Source organism: Phyllobacterium endophyticum (genome assembly GCF_003010935.1).
Taxonomy (GTDB): Bacteria; Pseudomonadota; Alphaproteobacteria; order Rhizobiales; family Rhizobiaceae; genus Phyllobacterium; species Phyllobacterium endophyticum.
This window is the reverse complement of the sequence record NZ_PGGN01000002.1, coordinates 965,574-981,252: the sequence shown is the minus strand read 5'-3', so window position 1 is coordinate 981,252 and position 15,679 is coordinate 965,574. Positions and strand designations below refer to the sequence as shown.

The 15,679-nt window shown below is 55.6% G+C and carries 13 protein-coding genes, 2 tRNA genes and 1 pseudogene; 15 read left to right on the top strand and 1 reads right to left on the bottom strand.

Annotated elements, in window-relative coordinates; genetic code table 11:
* Window positions 1–55: 55 nt before the first annotated feature.
* A complete protein-coding gene (lon, locus tag CU100_RS12800; RefSeq protein WP_106716916.1) occupies window positions 56–2,476 on the top strand; it encodes an endopeptidase La in 2,421 nt (806 codons plus the stop codon).
* 130 nt (window positions 2,477–2,606) lie between these two features.
* On the opposite strand, the gene CU100_RS12795 is transcribed toward lon, so the two are convergent.
* Window positions 2,607–2,682: transfer RNA gene (locus CU100_RS12795), tRNA-Val, on the bottom strand.
* A gap of 190 nt (window positions 2,683–2,872) precedes the next feature.
* Here CU100_RS12795 and CU100_RS12790 point away from each other — a divergent pair.
* The 14 genes and pseudogenes from CU100_RS12790 to nuoK all read left to right on the top strand — a co-directional run bounded on the left by CU100_RS12790 (window position 2,873) and on the right by nuoK (window position 15,673).
* A tRNA-Asp gene (locus CU100_RS12790) sits at window positions 2,873–2,949 on the top strand.
* Window positions 2,950–3,336: 387 nt separating this feature from the next.
* Window positions 3,337–4,474 (top strand): annotated as a pseudogene (locus CU100_RS12785) (MFS transporter); the annotation flags it as partial.
* A gap of 460 nt (window positions 4,475–4,934) precedes the next feature.
* The gene (locus CU100_RS12780; protein WP_106716915.1) at window positions 4,935–5,300 is read left to right on the top strand and encodes an NADH-quinone oxidoreductase subunit A; all 366 of its coding nucleotides are present in this window, start codon (window positions 4,935–4,937) and stop codon (window positions 5,298–5,300) included.
* On the top strand, window positions 5,291–5,872 hold the full coding sequence (locus tag CU100_RS12775) for a NuoB/complex I 20 kDa subunit family protein (RefSeq protein WP_106716914.1): 582 nt from the start codon (window positions 5,291–5,293) through the stop codon (window positions 5,870–5,872). The genes CU100_RS12780 and CU100_RS12775 overlap by 10 nt, the downstream gene beginning before the upstream one ends.
* Before the next feature lie 8 nt (window positions 5,873–5,880).
* Window positions 5,881–6,489, top strand: a complete 609-nt coding sequence (locus CU100_RS12770) for an NADH-quinone oxidoreductase subunit C (RefSeq protein WP_106716913.1) — start codon at window positions 5,881–5,883, stop codon at window positions 6,487–6,489.
* Window positions 6,490–6,529: 40 nt separating this feature from the next.
* Window positions 6,530–7,720: an NADH-quinone oxidoreductase subunit D gene (locus CU100_RS12765; RefSeq protein ID WP_106716912.1), complete on the top strand. Its 1,191-nt coding sequence runs from the start codon at window positions 6,530–6,532 to the stop codon at window positions 7,718–7,720.
* Complete coding sequence (locus CU100_RS12760; RefSeq protein WP_106716911.1) at window positions 7,720–8,886, top strand: NADH-quinone oxidoreductase subunit E; 1,167 nt, start codon at window positions 7,720–7,722, stop codon at window positions 8,884–8,886. The genes CU100_RS12765 and CU100_RS12760 overlap by 1 nt, the downstream gene beginning before the upstream one ends.
* 59 nt (window positions 8,887–8,945) lie before the next feature.
* Entirely contained in the window at window positions 8,946–10,247 is a 1,302-nt protein-coding gene (gene nuoF / locus CU100_RS12755) for an NADH-quinone oxidoreductase subunit NuoF (protein WP_106716910.1), read from the top strand.
* Between the two features lie 8 nt (window positions 10,248–10,255).
* The gene (locus CU100_RS12750) at window positions 10,256–10,861 is read left to right on the top strand and encodes a hypothetical protein (RefSeq protein ID WP_106716909.1); all 606 of its coding nucleotides are present in this window, start codon (window positions 10,256–10,258) and stop codon (window positions 10,859–10,861) included.
* A 96-nt stretch (window positions 10,862–10,957) separates the two neighbouring features.
* Window positions 10,958–13,039: an NADH-quinone oxidoreductase subunit NuoG gene (gene nuoG / locus CU100_RS12745; protein WP_106717260.1), complete on the top strand. Its 2,082-nt coding sequence runs from the start codon at window positions 10,958–10,960 to the stop codon at window positions 13,037–13,039.
* Window positions 13,040–13,056: 17 nt separating this feature from the next.
* Window positions 13,057–14,103, top strand: coding sequence for an NADH-quinone oxidoreductase subunit NuoH (gene nuoH, locus CU100_RS12740; protein ID WP_106716908.1), 1,047 nt, complete (start codon window positions 13,057–13,059; stop codon window positions 14,101–14,103).
* Entirely contained in the window at window positions 14,100–14,591 is a 492-nt protein-coding gene (gene nuoI, locus CU100_RS12735; RefSeq protein ID WP_106716907.1) for an NADH-quinone oxidoreductase subunit NuoI, read from the top strand. The genes nuoH and nuoI overlap by 4 nt, the downstream gene beginning before the upstream one ends.
* Before the next feature lie 141 nt (window positions 14,592–14,732).
* Window positions 14,733–15,365 (top strand): NADH-quinone oxidoreductase subunit J, encoded by a 633-nt coding sequence (locus CU100_RS12730; RefSeq protein WP_106716906.1) that lies wholly within the window; start codon window positions 14,733–14,735, stop codon window positions 15,363–15,365.
* A complete protein-coding gene (gene nuoK / locus CU100_RS12725; RefSeq protein ID WP_106716905.1) occupies window positions 15,365–15,673 on the top strand; it encodes an NADH-quinone oxidoreductase subunit NuoK in 309 nt (102 codons plus the stop codon). Before CU100_RS12730 ends, nuoK begins: the two co-directional genes overlap by 1 nt.
* Window positions 15,674–15,679: the final 6 nt, after the last annotated feature.

Sequence of the window (15,679 nt, the reverse complement as noted above, 5' to 3'; positions counted from 1 at the left end):
TCAAAGGGTACCCGGACGTGGCGATCTGGCCGAATGGCCTGAGAAAGGACATGAAATGACGATTGCAACCAAGAAGACACTGGCGGGTGGCGAGAGCGGGCTTTATGCCGTTCTGCCGTTGCGTGATATCGTTGTCTTCCCGCACATGATCGTTCCACTCTTCGTTGGCCGCGAAAAATCAATTCGCGCGCTGGAGGAAGTTATGGGCGTCGACAAGCAGATCCTGCTTGCCACACAGAAGAATGCCGCAGACGACGATCCCCAGGCCGATGCGATCTATACGGTTGGCACCATAGCCAACGTCCTGCAATTGCTGAAATTGCCCGACGGCACTGTCAAAGTGCTCGTGGAAGGTATTGCGCGCGCCGAGATCACCAGCTTCAGCGAGCGTGAAGACTATCACGAAGCGTCGGCGGTAACGCTGATAGAACCTGAAGAAGATCCCGTCGAAATCGAAGCGCTTGCGCGCTCTGTCGTCTCCGATTTCGAGAATTACGTAAAACTGAACAAGAAGATTTCGCCGGAAGTTGTCGGTGCAGCCGGACAGATCGAAGATTATTCGAAGCTGGCCGATACTGTTGCATCGCATCTAGCGATCAAGATCCCTGAAAAGCAGGACATGCTGTCTATCCTATCCGTGCGCGCACGGTTGGAAAAGGCAATGTCATTCATGGAGTCGGAGATCTCCGTTCTTCAGGTGGAAAAGCGGATCCGTTCGCGCGTAAAGCGCCAGATGGAGAAGACCCAGCGCGAATACTATCTGAACGAGCAGATGAAGGCGATCCAGAAGGAACTTGGCGATGGTGAAGATGGCCGTGACGAGTCCGCCGAACTGGAAGACCGCATCAAGAAGACAAAGCTTTCGAAGGAAGCGCGCGAGAAAGCTCACGCCGAGCTGAAGAAGCTGCGCCAGATGAGCCCGATGTCTGCGGAGGCTACAGTTGTTCGCAATTATCTCGACTGGCTGCTGTCCATTCCGTGGGGCAAAAAGTCGAAGATAAAGAACGACTTGAATCTCGCTGACGAAGTGCTGGACACCGAACATTACGGCTTGGACAAGGTTAAGGACCGTATTGTCGAGTATCTGGCGGTACAGGCACGCTCGACCAAGATCAAGGGCCCGATTTTGTGCCTTGTCGGTCCTCCCGGCGTGGGCAAGACCTCGCTTGCCCGTTCGATCGCCAAGGCTACCGGCCGCGAATATATTCGTATGTCACTCGGCGGCGTACGCGACGAGGCCGAGATCCGGGGCCATCGCCGTACGTATATCGGTTCGATGCCCGGCAAGGTCATTCAGTCGATGAAGAAGGCAAAGAAATCCAACCCGCTTTTCCTGCTCGATGAAATCGACAAGATGGGCCAGGATTTCCGCGGCGATCCTTCATCAGCGCTATTGGAGGTGCTTGATCCGGAGCAGAACTCCACGTTCATGGATCACTATCTTGAGGTTGAGTATGACCTTTCGAACGTGATGTTCGTGACGACTGCGAATACGTTGAATATCCCAGGTCCGTTGATGGACCGTATGGAAATCATTCGTATCGCCGGTTACACCGAAGATGAAAAGTTGGAAATTGCCAAGCGGCACCTGTTGCCGAAGGCAATTCGCGATCATGCGCTGCAGCCGAAAGAGTTCTCGGTTACCGAAGATGCCATACGGGCAATCATCCGCAATTATACGCGGGAGGCTGGCGTCCGTAATCTTGAACGGGAACTGATGAAGCTGGCTCGCAAGGCGGTCACCGAGATCCTGAAGACACAGAAGAAGTCGGTGAAGGTGACGGACGCCAACATCGATGATTATCTGGGTGTGGAAAAGTTCCGCTTCGGCCAGATTGATGGTGAGGATCAGGTTGGTGTCGTAACCGGCCTTGCCTGGACGGAAGTGGGCGGCGAACTGCTGACCATTGAAGGCGTCATGATGCCTGGCAAGGGTCGCATGACAGTTACCGGCAACCTTCGCGATGTGATGAAGGAATCGATTTCGGCGGCGGCATCTTATGTCCGTTCTCGGGCAATCGACTTCGGCGTCGAACCACCGTTGTTCGATCGTCGGGACATTCACGTGCATGTGCCGGAAGGTGCGACGCCAAAGGATGGTCCATCGGCGGGCGTAGCTATGGTTACGGCTATTGTCTCGATCCTGACGGGCATTCCGGTCCGCAAGGATATTGCCATGACTGGCGAGATTACCCTGCGCGGCAGAGTGCTGCCTATCGGAGGTCTGAAGGAAAAGCTGCTTGCCGCGTTGCGCGGTGGCATCAAGACCGTTCTCATACCGGAAGAAAATGCCAAGGATCTGGTGGAGATTCCGGATAATGTTAAGAACGGCCTTGAGATCATTCCGGTAAGCCACGCCAACGAGGTGCTCAAGCACGCCCTGGTACGCCAGCCGGAGCCGATCGAGTGGACCGAACCGGCCCACGTGCCATCTCCGGTGGTCGAGGATGAGTCAGCGGCTCAAATCGCTCACTAACAGTGACAAACAGAGAAAGCCGGGCGAGAAATCGCCCGGCTTTTTGATTCTTGGGACGGAATAAACAAATCCACACCGAGGCGGCGCATGCGGCGCGTACATGACTATCGAAGATGTATGGGAAAGGGAATGGTGGGCGATGAGAGACTCGAACTCCCGACATCTTCGGTGTAAACGAAGCGCTCTACCAACTGAGCTAATCGCCCTTCGCAAAGGGTGCGTTCCGGAGCGTTTAGGCGTTTACAGCGTTATTGGCAAGAGGGGATGCGACAGTTTTATGATTTGTCGGAGTAGTTTTTCACAATCGCGATTTTCATCTCCAGTTGTGCTTGACACACCTCTGCGAACCCCTTAAACGACCGCTCACGCCGTACAAATAGTGCGGTACGAAAGTGCGCGGGTGTAGCTCAGTTGGTTAGAGTGCCGGCCTGTCACGCCGGAGGTCGCGGGTTCGAGCCCCGTCACTCGCGCCACTTTTCCCAACCAAAACAAGCAAGATCGATCCCGCCCCGCGGGGCAGGCGCCGTGCGCCTTGATGGCCGCAACTGTCTTATTTGTCCTTTTGGGGCTTGGTCTGAGTGGACGGAGAATTGCCGTATACGCTCATGAGATAGAGCAGAGTGTATGTGAGACAGAACGATACAAGACACGGCACCAAATAACTGAGCATGGAAATCCACCAATATTGAGCTGAAGGATAGTGTCCTCCTGAAGAATGAGGATTTCGCTAAAACCTGAGTTCAAATTTGCACGAGTGCTGGCCAGAACAACCGTAAATGCATTGCTGCATTGCACAAATAACGTTTGTGAACAGTTTCGACTTTTTGCAGCATCCTTCTTCCTTTAGCTCTGGTCCTCCCATGCCCTTACCGATTCTCGCCCTTGCCATCGCTTCATTTTGCATCGGTACAACCGAGTTCGTCATTATGGGGCTGCTACCCGAAGTGGCTACAGACCTGGGCGTGTCCATTCCGAGTGCAGGGCTTCTGGTAACGGGATATGCGCTTGGCGTTGTCATCGGTGCGCCAGTCATCGCTATCGCCACTGCGTCGGAAACCAGTCTTGATCGGATTGGCGATGCTATTCGTCGTCGGCAATTTCTTTTGCGCCATAGCGCCTAACTACTGGATGTTGATGATCGCGCGGGTCATAACCGCTCTCGGTCACGGCGCATTCTTCGGCATCGGATCAGTGGTCGCTGCAAGTCTGGTTCCGCGCCACAAACGCGCCAGCGCGATAGCATTGATGTTTGCGGGTTTGACGCTTGCCAATATTCTCGGTGTTCCCGCCGGAACGGCTCTCGGAGAAATCTACGGCTGGCGCGCTACGTTCGTTGCAGTCGTGGCAATCGGAATTGCGGCGGTCGCGGCAATCGTCTTCCTTGTTCCGCCAGCAACGGGCGAGCAGAAGGGAGTTGGCATCCTAAGTGAAGTCAAGGTCCTCGGTAAATTGCAGGTTTGGCTGGCCATGCTTATCTCTGCACTGGCGTCCGGGAGTCTGTTCGCGGTGTTTACGTATATCAAACCTATCCTGACGGATGTTTCTGGCATCTCGACCACCTCGGTTACCTGGGTGCTGCTGCTGTTTGGGGCGGGTATGACGGTCGGCAACGTGATAGGCGGCAAGCTCGCCGACTGGAAGCTTATGCCCACGGTCATCGGGACACTTGCCGCTGTTGTACTGACCCACATCCTTCTGGCGGAAGTCAGCGGCATGGCGACTGCTGCGGTAGCGACGGTATTCTTGTGGGGCGTGCTGACCTTTGTGATTGTTCCGCCCCTGCAGATGCGAGTGGTGGAAACGGCCGAAGACGCGCCCAATCTGGCGGCTACGCTCAATCAGGGAGCTTTCAATGTGGGTAACGCCGCAGGCGCTTGGATTGGCGGAGCGGCGCTGACCTTGGGCGTGTCCTACCAGCACCTGCCATTTGTCGGGTCATTTCTTGCCGCGGCAGGTCTTCTCGTCGCCATCTATTCTCTCAGGATTGACCGAAAAGCACGTCATGGCGGCGTGGTGCCGGGAGAGGGACAGGGCTTGAATATGAGTCGCTCGCGGGCAGGTGATTTTCACGGATTTCGCCGCTACGTACGACTCATCGTAATGTCGCTCAAATGGTTTGTAGGACTGAATGTCGCAGTTGGGAATAGCACTGTGCGCTGCATGGAAGCCCACCCCACATTAATATCATTCTAAAAAGAAAATCAGGGCTGTTTTGACACCAAATGGGCCAAAAAGGATCAAATTCGACACTCTAGAAGCAGAACAGCAATTGAATGAACGCTGAACACTCCCCATTCTATGGGCATTGTTGCACTTGCGCGCATGACGCTAACGCGCTAACCCTCGGCCCATCGGGCCATCTTTCGGGATGGTGCGATCTGTCGCGTATTTGTGGCAGTCATGTGCACAACATGGCATTCTTGTCAGCCTGAGATCACAAGGCGGAAAAAGACGGATCATGAACGAGTTGTTAACTTCCTACCTGCCCATCGTTATCTTTATCGGGGTGGCGCTGGTAATTGGTTTAGCCCTGCTGGTTGCGCCGTTCCTGGTTGCATACAGTGCGCCAGACCCGGAGAAATTGTCGGCATATGAGTGCGGATTCAACGCATTCGACGATGCGCGCATGAAGTTTGATGTGCGGTTCTATCTCGTGTCGATCTTGTTCATAATCTTCGATCTTGAGGTGGCCTTTCTGTTTCCGTGGGCGATTTCCTTCGGCCAAATTGGATGGTTCGGCTTTTGGTCGATGATGGCATTTCTCGGCGTGCTGACAATCGGCTTCATCTATGAGTGGAAAAAGGGAGCGCTGGAATGGGACTGACCAACAGCACCGATACCCTCGTTGCCCCGCGACCCAAGGGTATTCTTGATCCCAGTACTGGCAAGCCCATCGGCGCAGACGACCAGTTTTTTGGCGAGATCAACAATGAACTCGCCGACAAGGGCTTCCTAGTCACTTCGGCAGATGCGCTCGTCACCTGGGCACGTACCGGATCGCTGATGTGGATGACATTCGGCCTCGCATGCTGTGCCGTTGAAATGATGCACACGTCCATGCCTCGCTATGACGGTGAACGTTTCGGCTTTGCACCACGCGCGTCACCCCGCCAGTCGGACGTCATGATCGTCGCTGGCACGTTGACGAATAAAATGGCTCCGGCGCTGCGCAAGGTTTACGACCAGATGCCGGAACCGCGTTATGTGATCTCCATGGGCTCATGTGCCAATGGCGGCGGTTACTATCACTATTCCTACTCGGTTGTGCGTGGTTGCGACCGGGTGGTTCCTGTTGACATCTACGTGCCGGGCTGCCCGCCGACCGCGGAGGCCCTTCTATACGGCGTGCTGATGCTCCAGAAAAAAATTCGCCGCACCGGCACGATAGAACGATAGGAGCGGCAATGTCTGAAGAAGCATTGAACGAGCTAGCCCGCCACCTGCAGGACAATACGAGTCTGGCTTTGAAATCTGTCGATATTGCCCGTGGTGAGTTGACGGTCGGGGTTGAAGCCTTCGCGCTACTTGAGACGCTCACGTTCCTGCGCGACGACCTGCGCTGCCAGTTCATTGCGCTGATCGATATTTGTGGCGTCGACTACCCGTCGCGGCCCTATCGTTTTGATGTCGTCTATCATCTTCTGTCGCCGCGCCAGAACTTACGGATACGCATCAAAGTTGCCACCGATGAGGACACGCCGGTTCCATCGGCGACCCCAGTATATCCCGGGGCGGATTGGTATGAAAGAGAGACATACGATCTTTACGGAGTACTGTTCTCAGGCCATCCGGACCTTCGCCGGATTCTTACGGATTACGGTTTCGAAGGTCATCCGCTCCGCAAGGACTTTCCGCTCACCGGCTTCGTCGAGGTCCGTTACGATGATGAGGTCAAGCGGGTTGTCTATGAGCCCGTCGAGCTTCGACAGGAGTTCCGCAATTTCGACTTCCAGTCTCCCTGGGAAGGCACCGATTATGTGCTGCCTGGAGATGAGAAGGCAAAGGTGAATTGAGCCTTGATGTCACGAGCGGCATCAAGCCAGGAAACGAATAATGACTGAACATAGCGTCCGCAACTTCAACATCAACTTCGGCCCGCAGCATCCGGCAGCGCACGGGGTCCTGCGTCTTGTGCTGGAACTGGATGGCGAGGTGGTCGAACGTGTTGATCCGCACATCGGCCTCTTGCACCGAGGCACCGAGAAGCTGATGGAAGCCAAGACCTATTTGCAGGCTGTGCCATATCTTGATCGCCTCGACTACGTGGCGCCAATGAATCAGGAGCACGCTTACGCCCTTGCAATCGAGCGGCTGCTCGAAATCGAGGTGCCGAAGCGTGGGCAGCTTATTCGTGTCCTGTTTTCTGAAATTGGCCGCATTCTGTCGCATCTGTTGAATGTGACCACGCAGGCGATGGATGTCGGTGCATTGACGCCGCCTCTTTGGGGTTTTGAAGAGCGCGAAAAGCTGATGGTGTTTTATGAACGCGCTTCCGGTGCTCGCATGCATGCTGCGTATTTCCGTCCGGGTGGCGTTCACCAGGATTTGCCGGATCAGTTGGTGGAAGACATCGGCAAATGGTGCGATCCATTCCTGCAAACTGTCAAAAACCTTGACGATCTGATCACCCCCAATCGCATTTTCAAACAGCGTAATGTCGATATCGGCGTGGTAAAGCTGGATGACGCTTGGGCATGGGGATTCTCGGGCGTCATGGTCCGCGGTTCTGGTGCCGCATGGGATTTGCGCAAATCCCAACCTTATGAATGCTATTCGGAAATGGATTTCGACATCCCGATAGGCAAGAACGGCGATTGCTATGATCGTTATCTGATCCGCATGGAGGAAATGCGCCAATCAGTTCGCATAATGCGGCAGTGTGTGGATCAGTTGCTTGGCAAGGAGCGGGTAGGGCCAGTATCAAGCACGTCGGCGAAGATCGTTCCGCCGAAGCGTGGCGAGATGAAGCGTTCCATGGAAGCGCTAATCCACCATTTCAAGCTTTATACAGAAGGTTACCATGTGCCGGCTGGCGAGGTCTATGCGGCGGTAGAAGCGCCCAAGGGCGAGTTTGGCGTGTTCCTCGTCGCGGATGGTTCGAACAAGCCTTACCGGGTGAAACTGCGCGCGCCCGGTTTCGCCCACCTTCAAGCCATGGACTTCATGTGCCGCGGCCACATGCTTGCCGACGTCTCCGCAGTCCTCGGCTCGCTCGATATCGTATTTGGTGAGGTTGATCGTTAATGTCCGTCCGCCGTCTCGCAGAAGATGCCGTCCAGCCACAAGCCTTCGCGTTTAATCGCGAAAATAGCGCATGGGCGAAGCATGCCATCAAGAAATATCCCAAAGGTCGCGAGCAGTCGGCCGTCATTCCGCTATTGATGCGTGCGCAGGAACAAGATGGCTGGGTCACCAAGGCGGCTATAGAGCACGTCGCTACCATGCTCGACATGCCCCTGATCCGCGTTCTTGAAGTCGCGACATTCTATACACAGTTCCAGCTCAAGCCAGTCGGCACCAGGGCTCACATCCAGGTATGCGGTACCACGCCCTGCATGCTGCGCGGGTCGGAGGACCTGAAGAAGGTCTGCCAGCGCAAGATTCACCACGAGCAGTTTCACACCAACGAGACTGGAACACTCTCCTGGGAAGAGGTTGAGTGTCTCGGTGCCTGTGTCAACGCACCAATGATCATGGTGTTCAAAGACACATACGAAGATTTGACGCCGGAACGGTTGGAAGAAATCATCGACGCATTCGAAGCGGGCAACGGTGCTTCCGTGCCGGTAGGACCGCAAATTGAACGTACCTTTTCAGCGCCCCAGGGGCCGCTCACGTCACTGACCTCAAATGGCACTGCACAACCCGGATCCAGCTCTAAAGCCGCGCCGGAAGCAGTTGATATTCCACCATCAAACGCTGCAAAGCCTGTCACGCACGATGAGGCGACCAATGCCGCTATAAGGTCTCCGTCGCCGGCGAAAACGACAAAGGCGGCCGAAGCCACGACATCCAAGCCAGCCAGGGAGCCGGCGAGGGCCAGGACAATCAAGAATCCGCCGACCGTGGAGGGATCGCTTTCCGATAAGCCAGAGGTGCAGCCGGTTAAAGCCGCATCAGGTTCGCTCGCTGCCAAGGGCCGGCCGCCCGCGATTGAGAAGCCTGCGATAACGGATGATCTCAAGCTCATCTCTGGTGTCGATCATAAGATCGAAACCAACCTCCACGATCTTGGCATCTACACCTTCGCGCAGGTCGCCGCTTGGAAAAAAGCCGAGCGTGATTGGATCGATACCCATCTTGAGCTCAAGGGTGTTGTTGGACGTGAAGATTGGGTCAAACAAGCCAAAGCCTTAGCCAAGGGCGGCGAAGCGGAATACATCAGGGTTTTCGGCGAAAAGCCGGAATAATACAGTTTAGCGGATTTTCATGTTCCGCACGAATGGACGAAGAGTAGGATTGGTGCGAAATGCTTGCTGACAAGGACCGCATCTTCAACAATATCTACGGCATTCACGACAAGTCGTTGAAGGGCGTGATGTCGCGCGGCCACTGGGATGGCACCGCGGGGATCATTGCCAAGGGACGAGACTGGATCATCGACGAGATGAAAGCTTCGGGTCTGCGGGGACGCGGCGGCGCGGGGTTCCCGACTGGTCTCAAATGGTCGTTCATGCCGAAGGAAAGCGACGGCAGACCGCACTACCTTGTCGTGAACGCTGATGAATCCGAACCAGGGACCTGCAAAGACCGCGACATTCTGCGCCACGATCCCCATACGCTGATCGAGGGGTGTTTGATCGCTGGTTTCGCCATGGGTGCCCATACCTGCTACATTTATGTCCGAGGCGAGTATATCCGCGAGCGCGAAGCACTTCAGATCGCAATCGACGAGTGCTACGACGCCGGTCTCATCGGCAAGAACAACAAGAACGGCTGGGACTACGACATATTCGTACATCATGGTGCCGGAGCATATATCTGCGGTGAAGAAACAGCGCTGCTTGAAAGCCTTGAAGGCAAGAAGGGTCAGCCCCGGCTGAAGCCACCTTTTCCGGCGAATATGGGCCTGTATGGATGCCCGACGACCGTCAACAATGTTGAGTCGATCGCAGTTGCGCCGACAATCCTGCGTCGCGGGGCAGGTTGGTTTTCCAGCATTGGCCGACCGAACAATGTTGGCACCAAGCTGTTCATGATTTCGGGCCATGTCAACCGTCCGTGCACGGTCGAAGAAGCGATGGGCATAACGTTTCGCGAGTTGGTCGAGAAGCATGCTGGTGGTGTGAGGGGCGGTTGGGACAATCTGCTTGCCGTAATCCCGGGCGGTGCTTCATGTCCAGTCGTGCCTGCGGCCGACATCATAGACTGCCCCATGGACTTTGACGGGCTGCGAGCCGTGAAGTCGTCCTTCGGCACCGCAGCCGCGATCGTCATGGACAAGTCGACGGATATCGTCCGGGCAATCGCGCGAATCTCCTACTTCTTCAAGCACGAGAGCTGCGGTCAATGTACGCCATGCCGTGAAGGTACGGGCTGGATGTGGCGCGTCTTGGAGCGCATGGTGACTGGCAATGCGCAGAAGCGCGAAATCGAGATGTTGCTCGACGTCACGAAGCAGATCGAGGGCCATACGATATGCGCACTGGGTGACGCTGCTGCTTGGCCGGTTCAAGGTTTGATTCGCAATTTTCGTCCAGAAATCGAACGTCGTATTGATGAGTTTTCTCGCAACGCAGCCGCAAGCCCTGTGCTTGAAGCCGCGGAATAGGAAGGTCAATGCCAGACAACCTGAACAAACCCACTGGCGCGGATTGGGCGGCGTTAATGCCGAAACAGATGATTCCGGCTGCGAATCTCATGTCGCATCCTGTTGGTGCTGCCGCCGCCGTATCGGCGCTGGGTTTTGGTGTTGCCAGTCACATGCTGGGTCTTTGGGCAGGTATGATGGTTAGTGCGTTCGATATGAATTCCAGTTTCAAGCGTGAAACAAAGGATATATCCGGCGCGTTGCCGCATTCGCCCGATGTCGATGCGCTGAAAAACATTATCCGCGAGAAGGTCGGTACGGGTGCCGAGGAAATTGCGTCAACCGATACCCCGGCCGCGGCTCGATCGAACCCTCCAACGGATGTCGACGCAACAACACCGCATCCCAGGCGTGAAGTGGCGGTTGCTGCAGACGATCTCAAGCAGATTTCCGGCATCGGTCCGAAGCTGGAAAAAGTCTTGAACGGCCTGGGTATCCTGACATATGCCCACATTGCCGCGTGGTCGTCTGACGATTTGGCCAGGATCGACGATCAGTTAAAGCTCAACGGGCGGGTTTCGCGAGACGATTGGGTCGGGCAGGCGCGTAAGCTGTGCGCTGCAGGTCAACAATAGTTGGTCCAGCGAATGCTGGAATGAAATGGATATTTCGGCTGCCAAGCAGGAATATCGGTTAGAAAATGCGGAATGTTCCGCGAGGTTGGACAGACGATGGCGAAGATCAAAGTCGACGGTAGGGAAATCGAGGTACCCGATCACTATACGCTTCTGCAGGCAGCAGAAACGGCAGGTGCGGAAGTGCCGCGTTTCTGTTTCCATGAGCGTTTGTCGATCGCCGGCAATTGCCGCATGTGCCTGATCGAAGTCAAAGGCGGACCGCCGAAGCCGGCCGCGTCTTGCGCCATGGGCGTGCGCGATCTGCGACCGGGCCCGAATGGCGAAACACCGGAGATTTTCACCAACACACCCATGGTCAAGAAGGCCCGCGAAGGTGTGATGGAATTCCTTTTGATCAACCACCCGCTGGATTGTCCGATCTGTGATCAGGGCGGAGAGTGCGATCTTCAGGACCAGGCGATGGCTTTCGGTGTCGATTCATCCCGCTATAGGGAAAACAAACGCGCCGTCGAAGACAAATATATCGGGCCACTCGTCAAGACTATCATGACGCGTTGCATTCACTGCACGCGTTGCGTTAGGTTTACCACGGAAGTTGCCGGTATTTCCGAGCTGGGCCTTATCGGTCGCGGTGAAGATGCGGAGATCACCACCTATCTCGAACATGCGATGACATCGGAGCTACAGGGAAATGTGATCGACCTTTGCCCGGTCGGCGCACTGACTTCGAAGCCCTACGCGTTTCAAGCGCGTCCCTGGGAATTGAGCAAGACCGAGTCCATCGACGTCATGGACGCGGTTGGATCGGCTATTCGTGTCGATACGCGGGGCCGTGAAGTGATGCGAATTCTTCCTCGGGTGAATGAGCAGGTGAATGAGGAGTGGATTTCCGACAAGACCCGCTTCATCTGGGACGGCCTGCGCACGCAGCGCCTCGACAGGCCCTATATCCGCAGGGACGGCCGCCTGGTTGCGGCAAGCTGGCCGGAGGCATTCGATGCAATCAAGGCAGCCGTGTCGAAGACAAAGGGTAGCAAGATCGGCGCAATTGCCGGTGATCTTGCAACTGTCGAAGAAATGTACGCGCTCAAGCTGCTGATGCAGTCGCTCGGATCTGCCAGTATCGATGCGCGGCAGGATGGTTCGGTACTCAGCACCGCCAACGGGCGCGCTACCTATATCTTCAACCCGGCAATCGACGGTATCGAACTTGCTGATGCGATACTCATCATCGGCTCCAATCCGCGGTTTGAGGCGTCGCTGCTCAATGCCCGTATCCGCAAACGGTGGCGGGCAGCAGGCACGCCAATCGCTGTGATCGGAGAACAAGCTGATCTGCGTTATAAATATGAATATCTTGGAAGCGGTCCCGAGACCCTCGCGGACCTGGCCAGCGGCTCTCTGAAATTCCTGTCGGTGCTGAAGAAGGCCCAGAACCCGATGGTTATCATTGGCCAGGGCGCACTTGCCCGCGCTGATGGTGACGCGGTGCTCGGTCTTGCCGCCAAGATTGCAGCCGACAGCGGGGCACTGAGTGCTGAATGGAACGGCTTCGGTGTTGTCCATACGGCGGCGAGCCGCGTCGGCGCGCTCGACATCGGCTTTGTGCCAGGCGAGGGCGGGAAAACCGTTGCCGAGATGAGGAGTGCGCTGGACGTGCTGTTCCTGCTCGGTGCTGACGAATTGAACTGGGAGAAAAAAAGCAAGGCGTTCGCGGTTTACATCGGCACGCATGGCGACCAGGGCGCACACAACGCTGACGTGATTCTTCCAGGTGCGGCATATACCGAAAAGTCTGGCACATACGTCAACACGGAAGGCCGTGTGCAGATGACGAGTCGAGCTGGATTTGCTCCGGGTAATGCCAAGGAAGATTGGGCAATCCTCCGCGCCTTGTCCGATGTTCTGGGCAAGAAACTGCCTTTCGACTCGCTCGCGGCCCTGCGTTCTGTCCTGTACGGGGAATATCCGCATCTCGCGGCTGTCGACCAGATCGAGGCTGGCGATCCTGCCGATATCGCGAGGCTGGGCAATGGATCGGGGATCTTCGAACGGGCAGCCTTCGAATCGCCTGTGAAGGATTTCTACTTGACCAATCCGATTGCCCGCGCATCAGCCGTCATGGCCGAATGTTCCGCGTTGGCAAAGGACGGCTTCAAGCAGGCGGCCGAATAGGCCGGAAAGACATCGATATGGAACAACTTTTTGCAATCTACGTCCTGCCGCTCCTGATCATTCTGGGGAAGTCAGTGTTGATGCTGGTGGTGATGCTGTTGATCATCGCCTATCTGCTTTATGCGGATCGCAAGATCTGGGCCGCGGTTCAGTTGCGTCGCGGGCCTAACGTCGTTGGTCCGTTCGGTTTGCTGCAGTCGTTCGCCGACCTATTGAAATTCGTCGTCAAGGAGCCGATCATCCCGTCGGGCGCCAACAAGGGCATTTTCCTGCTTGCACCGCTGGTTTCCTCTGTTCTTGCCATGGCAGCATGGGCGGTCATTCCGGTCAACGAAGGTTGGGCGGTCGCCAATGTCAATGTTGGTATCCTCTATGTTCTCGCCATTTCCTCGCTGGAGGTCTACGGCGTGATCATGGCCGGTTGGGCATCCAATTCGAAATATCCGTTCCTTGGCGCGCTTCGCTCCGCGGCGCAGATGGTGTCGTACGAAGTCTCTATCGGTTTCGTGATCGTGACCGTGTTGCTGTGCGTAGGTTCGTTGAACCTGACGGACATCGTAAACTCTCAGAGGGATGGCTTGGGAACGATCGTGGGCCTGCCAAACTCGTTTCTTGACTGGCACTGGCTCGGTCTGTTCCCGATGTTCATCATCTTCTTCATTTCGGCGCTTGCTGAAACCAACCGGCCGCCGTTCGATCTCGTAGAGGCGGAATCGGAACTGGTTGCCGGGCACATGATCGAATATTCGTCGACCGCTTTCCTTCTCTTCTTCCTCGGAGAGTATGTGGCTATTACGCTGATGTGCGCGTTGACAACCATTCTCTTCCTCGGCGGGTGGCTGCCACCAGTTGATGTGTGGTTCCTTAACTGGGTGCCGGGCGTCATCTGGTTCCTGCTCAAGCTGTTCTTCTGTTTCTTCATGTTTGCCATGGTGAAGGCGTTCGTTCCTCGCTACCGCTACGACCAGTTGATGCGCCTTGGATGGAAGGTGTTTCTTCCAATCTCGCTCTTCATGGTCATCGCAACAGCCGCCTTCCTTAAGATTACGGGGCTTACGCCATGAGTTCTCTCGCACAAGCTGCCAAGTCGCTCCTGCTTATGGAGTTTGTCGGCGCCTTCTTCTTGTCCATGCGGCAGTTCTTTGCGCCGAAGGCAACATTGAACTATCCCTATGAAAAGGGACCGCTGAGCCCGAGGTTTCGCGGTGAGCATGCCTTGAGGCGTTATCCCAATGGGGAAGAACGCTGCATTGCATGCAAACTTTGCGAGGCGATCTGCCCGGCGCAGGCCATCACTATTGAAGCCGGACCACGCCGCAATGACGGTACGCGCCGCACTGTGCGTTACGATATCGACATGGTGAAATGCATTTATTGCGGGTTTTGCCAGGAAGCGTGCCCGGTCGATGCAATTGTGGAAGGTCCTAATTTCGAGTTTGCAACGGAGACTCGTGAGGAACTCTACTATGATAAGGAGCGGCTGCTCGCAAACGGCGACCGCTGGGAACGTGAACTGGCGCGTAATATCGCTTTGGACGCGCCATACCGCTAAGACAACAACTGCGCGCTTGTGTCTTGCTCGGGGTGCTTCTACCAGCGGGTAACATGCGTTAAGAGGCTGCGAAAACGCGGGAACGCGTGGATCGTTTTGAAATGGCAGGAAGACCTGCCGGAATGGAAATCGGGGGAACCCATGTTGACAGGTATCGCGGCGGCGTTTTTCTATCTCTTCGCCTTTATAACCGTCGCCAGCGCATTCATGGTGATTGCGGCACGTAATCCCGTGCACTCCGTGTTGTTCTTGATTCTGGCTTTTTTCAATGCGGCAGGCTTGTTTCTTTTGACCGGCGCCGAGTTCCTCGCGATGATCCTTTTGGTTGTCTACGTCGGAGCGGTAGCGGTCCTGTTCCTCTTTGTTGTAATGATGCTGGATGTTGATTTCGCTGAACTTAAGAGTGGCGCACTTCAATATGCACCGATAGGCGCACTGGTCGGTCTTATCCTTGCAGCTGAACTGATCATCGTCCTGGGTGGTTCCGTTTTTGCGCCGAAACTCGGAACAGTGGCCTTCCAGCCAACGCCCGACATTGCAACGCGCACCAATACGGCGGCGCTCGGCGATATCCTTTATACTGACTACATTTATTTCTTCCAGATTGCCGGCCTGGTCCTGTTGGTTGCGATGATCGGTGCCATTGTGCTGACGCTTCGCCATAAGCCGAACATCAAGCGTCAATCCATTTCGGATCAGGTCGCACGCACGCCTGCAACTGCGATCGAGGTCAAACAGGTTGAAACAGGCAAGGGCCTAACAGAGGTATCATGATGGAAATCGGTATCGCACATTTTCTGACGGTTTCTGCCCTGCTGTTTACGCTCGGGATTTTCGGAATTTTCCTCAATAGGAAGAATGTCATCGTCATTCTGATGTCCGTTGAATTGATCCTGCTTGCAGTCAACCTGAACTTCGTGGCGTTTTCTGCCGCGCTGGGCGATCTCGTTGGCCAGATCTTTGCACTGTTTGTTCTGACCGTCGCCGCCGCAGAAGCGGCGATTGGTCTTGCTATTCTCGTCGTTTTCTACCGCAATCGTGGGTCGATTGCCGTGGAAGACGTCAACATGATGAAAGGTTGACGGGGG